This window comes from Marinobacter bryozoorum (assembly GCF_023156245.1).
Classification (GTDB): domain Bacteria; phylum Pseudomonadota; class Gammaproteobacteria; order Pseudomonadales; family Oleiphilaceae; genus Marinobacter; species Marinobacter bryozoorum.
In genome coordinates this window covers 2,713-7,225 of record NZ_JAKZAH010000069.1, presented here as the reverse complement: position 1 = coordinate 7,225, position 4,513 = coordinate 2,713, and the positions used below count along the sequence as shown (strand labels likewise).

At 55.9% G+C, this 4,513-nt stretch carries 5 protein-coding genes and 1 pseudogene; 4 read left to right on the top strand and 2 right to left on the bottom strand.

The annotated features are described in order from the left end of the window. Together MLC59_RS19170 and MLC59_RS19165 are read right to left on the bottom strand one after the other, a co-directional pair. A partial coding sequence (locus MLC59_RS19170) for a sensor histidine kinase (protein WP_248237209.1) occupies positions 1-1,118 on the bottom strand: 1,118 nt, incomplete at its 3' end. Further along, complete coding sequence (locus tag MLC59_RS19165; protein ID WP_091849778.1) at positions 1,108-1,773, bottom strand: response regulator; 666 nt, start codon at positions 1,771-1,773, stop codon at positions 1,108-1,110. The genes MLC59_RS19165 and MLC59_RS19170, both read right to left, overlap by 11 nt. 167 nt (positions 1,774-1,940) lie before the next feature. Between MLC59_RS19165 and MLC59_RS19160 the strand changes: the two genes are divergently transcribed. The 4 genes and pseudogenes from MLC59_RS19160 to MLC59_RS19145 form a co-directional block, all read left to right on the top strand. Continuing rightward, positions 1,941-3,245, top strand: coding sequence for a ferredoxin reductase family protein (locus MLC59_RS19160; RefSeq protein ID WP_248237208.1), 1,305 nt, complete (start codon positions 1,941-1,943; stop codon positions 3,243-3,245). A gap of 76 nt (positions 3,246-3,321) precedes the next feature. Next, positions 3,322-3,708, top strand: a complete 387-nt coding sequence (locus MLC59_RS19155) for a PepSY domain-containing protein (RefSeq protein ID WP_248237207.1) — start codon at positions 3,322-3,324, stop codon at positions 3,706-3,708. A gap of 55 nt (positions 3,709-3,763) precedes the next feature. After that, on the top strand, positions 3,764-4,237 hold the full coding sequence (locus MLC59_RS19150; RefSeq protein WP_248237206.1) for a DUF2271 domain-containing protein: 474 nt from the start codon (positions 3,764-3,766) through the stop codon (positions 4,235-4,237). 19 nt (positions 4,238-4,256) lie between these two features. Further along, positions 4,257-4,513: pseudogene (locus MLC59_RS19145) on the top strand (PepSY domain-containing protein); the annotation flags it as partial.

Genomic DNA, 4,513 nt, shown 5'->3' with positions numbered 1-4,513 from the left:
CGCACGATCAGCCTGCCATCTTCACACAGGCTGATTTCCACTGGCTCGCTCGGGGAGCCATGCTTGAGTGCGTTCTCGATAAGGTTACGTACAAGTATGGCGAAAGCATCGGGATCAATGAAGGAATTTACTTCATTTTCCGGCATCGATGTCACGATTCGTCCGGGCGCCTGCTCCTCAAAATCCGAGGCAATCATTGCGAGTATGGGCACAAGATCGTGTTGGTTTTGTGAAAGTGCGCCGCCGCCTTCCGCTTTCGCCAGTTCCAGCAGCTTTGCAGACAACATCGACAGGCTACGCAAAGCCTCTTCAATTTCCGTAACTTCCTTCTTGACTTGATCATCGGATATCCTGATTTTCAGTCGCTGCACTTTGGCGAGTGCTGTTGCGAGTGGAGTTCGCAATTCATGGGCACTGTTGGCGGTAAAACTTCGTTCTGACTCAAGCGCACGGTGCAATCGGTCGAGCAGCCGGTTGACGGCAACTGCGATCGGTTGAAATTCGCGGGGTAACTTATCCTCTGCAACAGGGGAAAGATCCCCCGCGCCGCGGGATTCAATGCCTCGTTGAAAATCGACGACCCTGCGAAGGGACAGCCGGACGATCCACCAGACACCCATTAGGCTGACCGGAACCAGCACTATCAGAGGAAAGAGCAAGGCTAGCCCGGCCTCCAGTGCAGATTCCCTCCGATGCGCGAGGGGTTCAGCCACTTCCAGAAAGATTGTGTTACTGACCGCCGACACGCCATATAGCCGGTGTGTCGGCGTGCTTGAAAACCCCTCTTTGGGTGTTGTGCCAAAAACCTCAGGGTTGGCGTCGTGGGAGCGCAACAGGAGATTGCCCTGTGCGTCTCGTACCAGGTAAGTCAGATACTCGTCGTGATCTTTCAGGGCGGGCGCGCGTTGGCTGCCGTTGCCATTCTCCCGGTTCAGGATGTCGGTGACGGCCAACGGCAGTATGCGCTGGGCGGTTTCTTCCAGGGCGCTGTCAAAGACCTCATCCATTTCATGCTGTGCCACAAGTCCGGAAGCGGTAACGCCCAGCAGCCAGAGCAGGGTGACGCCCAGAGTCAGGCCAATACCGAGAGTTTTTTGCAGGCTGTTTCTAGTGGCCATGAGTGTCCAGGCGATAGCCCATTCCCCTAACGGTGACGATCGTGTCCCGCCCCAGTTTTTTTCGCAAGCGACTGATATAAACCTCAATCGTATTGCTTTCGATCTCGGCTCCGAAGGCGTAAAGGCGGTCCTCCAGTTGCGATCGGGATAGTAGCATTCCAGGCCGTTGGATAAAGCCCTCGAATAAGGCCCATTCCCGGGCCGTGAGTTCTATCGGCAGTCCGCTGCGATGGATTCGATGGTCGCGAAGATCGACCTCCAGCTCACCCAAACGTATGACAGGGTTCGGGTCACCCCGGTACCTTCGGGCTACTGCAGCCACACGGGCTGACAGTTCGGAAAGATCAAAGGGTTTTACCAGATAGTCGTCGGCGCCGGCATTCAGCCCCTCTATTCGGTCAGACACCTGATCCCTGGCGGTAAGAATAATCACAGGCGTTGTTATTCCAGCTGCCCTTAGCCTCCGTAAAAAGCCGAAACCATGGCCGTCGGGCAACATAAGGTCTAGCAGAATCAGGTCGTAGGTTGTGGTCTGAACACTTGCTTCTGCAAAGCCAAGCGTTTGCACCCAGTCCACCGCGTGGCCGTCGTCTGCGATCTGATCCCGAACGGCTTCACCCAATCCCTCCGTATCTTCCACCAACAGTACCCGCATAACCCACCTCTGATCCCGCATTGGGGTCAAGATACTACAGCCGGAACCTGACAACAGCCTGAATGGCTATGGAGGCTGTTATGGCTCTGCACCGGCGTTCAGCTGGCTGTCAGGTTTGGGGGATAGCCTTGCTCAGAATCTTTCAGGTGTCGGTCGCAGGAGGTGTCATGATGCGAATGATTTTACCTTTCCTTGCGTTGGTTTCAGGCATGTGGGCCTGGAATCTCGCTGCGGGCCCGGGAGCCGGCTCCCCTTGGACGGTCTACGACCAGGGCTTACTGCTCAGTGGGTTGTTATCCATTGCCTTCATGTCGCTGGCCATGATGCTGGCGCTGCGCCCGGTTTGGCTGGAACGACCACTGGGCGGTCTGGACCAGATCTACCTGACCCACAAATGGGCCGGCATCCTGGCTGTGGTATTCGCCGCAGCTCACTGGCTGATTGAAATGGGCGACGATGTCATAGAGTCAATTTTCGGTGAGGCCGGCAAGTTCGACCAGGATTATTCCGGGTTTATCGACGCCATGCGCGATGCCGCGGAAGAGGTAGGCGAATTCGCCGTTTATCTGTTGTTTGCAATGCTGGTTATTACCCTGTGGCGCAAGTTCCCTTACAAATACTGGCGCTATCTGCATCGCGGCACACCAGTGCTTTATTTGTTACTTGCTTTCCATGCGGTGTGGCTCACTCCGTTGCAATGGTGGCAGCAGCCAATCGGTGTGCTGATGGCTATTCTTCTCCTGGCCGGCAGCATAGCCAGCGGGCTTTCCCTGGCTGGTAGAGTCGGCCGGCGTCGCCAGCTTTGCGGTACGGTCACAGCGATCAAAACCCCAGCCCGGGATGTTACCGAGGTTACCTGCCACATTGGGCCAGCATGGCGCGGACATCGTGCGGGACAGTTTGCTTTTGTTACCTTTGACCGGATGGAGGGGGCGCACCCGTTCACCCTTGCCAGTGCGGATCGGGCAAATGGCACCGTCACGTTTCTTATCAAATCCCTTGGTGACTATACCCGCAATCTCAGCCAAAAAATCAGCGTGGGTCAAACAGTGAAGGTTGAAGGCCCCTACGGCCGTTTTAACTTCGACCGACGCAACCGCAAGTCCCACCAGATCTGGATAGCCGGGGGCATCGGGGTAACGCCGTTCCTGGCCTGGCTTGATGAGCTGGACGGCTGCACCGCCACCGTGCCTGAGGCAGATCTGCATTACTGCACGCGCAACGCCGACCAGGATCCGATGGTGGATCGACTCCGGGTGCTTTCCAGTGACTTTCCCGGCATTAATCTCGAGATTCACGATAGTAGCAAGGGGCAGGCGTTGTCAGCAGATAAGCTGTCCACCAATAGCCGGTCAGCTGCAGAGGTCTGGTTCTGCGGTCCGGCAGGGTTGGGGCAAGCTATCCAAAAAGGCTTGAGGGGTGCACCCTTCCGCCTGACTCGCTTCCATAAAGAAGCCTTCCAGTTCCGCTGATAAGGCCTGGTTTGTTCAGGGTACTGTCAGGTTAGTGTCGTAGAGTGAATGTTACGCAACCGGTAGGAGAAACACCATGAAAACCAAACCCATTGTTCTGAGCATTTCTTTGCTGCTTATGAGCGGCACGGCCATGGCCGATGATGACTGCAATGACTCCGTAGCGAATTGGCAGCCCCGTGAAAATCTTCGTGAAAAGCTGGAATCGGAAGGCTGGACCGTGCACAGAATCAAAGTCGATGACGGCTGCTATGAAGTCAAGGGGTTTGATTCCAATGGCGTTAGGGCAGAGGCTTCTTTCGCCCCTGCTTCACTGATGATGATGAGCTGGGAACGCGAAGAAGCAGACGATGATGACCAGGACCCCGGCAAATGGTCCGGAAAGAATGGTCAGGACAACGCCAGAAGACAAATTCCAGGCAACGGTATCGTCAAGGGTCGCCCGACAGTCACCGTTGAGTAAAGGGGCGATTCTGTCCAGTTGTTTCAGTATTACGCCGGTTTATCGGAGACAAGTTATGAAAAAGTTCGTTCTGGCTTTCAGTCTTTTCACCGCTCTGGCTTTACCCGCTTACGCCCAGGCCCGTGACGTGACATTCACGACCGAGTTACAGAGTTACAACGGCGATGGAGCCTATCTGGCGCTGTATCTTACGGATGCGGCCGGCGAGTACCAGGGCACCCTTTGGGTTTCGGGTAAAAAATCAAAATACTACAAGCACTTGGGTGGCTGGGCCCGCGGCAGTGGACTAAATCCGGCGGAGTATGATGGCCTGACCGGTGCCAGTGTCACCAGTGGCCGCACCCTTAAAATTACACTGAACCTGGATGATTCGTTGATCGACAACGGCTATGAGGTCCGGGTTGACTCTGCCGTTGAGGATATGCGCGATATCAGGGCAGATGTCGTGGCCCCTCTGACCACGGACGGTTCGGGCAAGCCGGTTTCCGGGCGCGGGTATGTGCGCTCTCTCACCTACGATCTTCAATAAGCCGGCAGGAGTTAACACCATGTTGCGCAAGTTTCACGGCTTACCGGGCCTGTTTGCAGGGCTGTTTCTGATAGTCCTCTCAGTTACGGGTGCTGTGTTGGCTTTGGCACCTGCGCTCGATAGAGCCTCCGCGGTCATTCCAGGTGCCGGCCAAGTCAGTGTTGCCGAGCTGGCTGGCCGGATAGTTGCCCATTACCCGCAGACCGAACAGATTGTCCGGACCTATTCCGGCAACGTCATCGTTTATTACAGCCGAGATGGCCAGGCCGGTGCGGA

Bases quoted from the DNA above. Each gene is read 5' to 3' on its own strand.
- MLC59_RS19150 (WP_248237206.1), top strand. From the start codon at position 3,764: ATGAAAAAGTTCGTTCTGGCTTTCAGTCTTTTCACCGCTCTGGCTTTA.
- MLC59_RS19165 (WP_091849778.1), bottom strand. From the start codon at position 1,773: ATGCGGGTACTGTTGGTGGAAGATACGGAGGGATTGGGTGAAGCCGTT.
- MLC59_RS19160 (WP_248237208.1), top strand. From the start codon at position 1,941: ATGATGCGAATGATTTTACCTTTCCTTGCGTTGGTTTCAGGCATGTGG.
- MLC59_RS19155 (WP_248237207.1), top strand. From the start codon at position 3,322: ATGAAAACCAAACCCATTGTTCTGAGCATTTCTTTGCTGCTTATGAGC.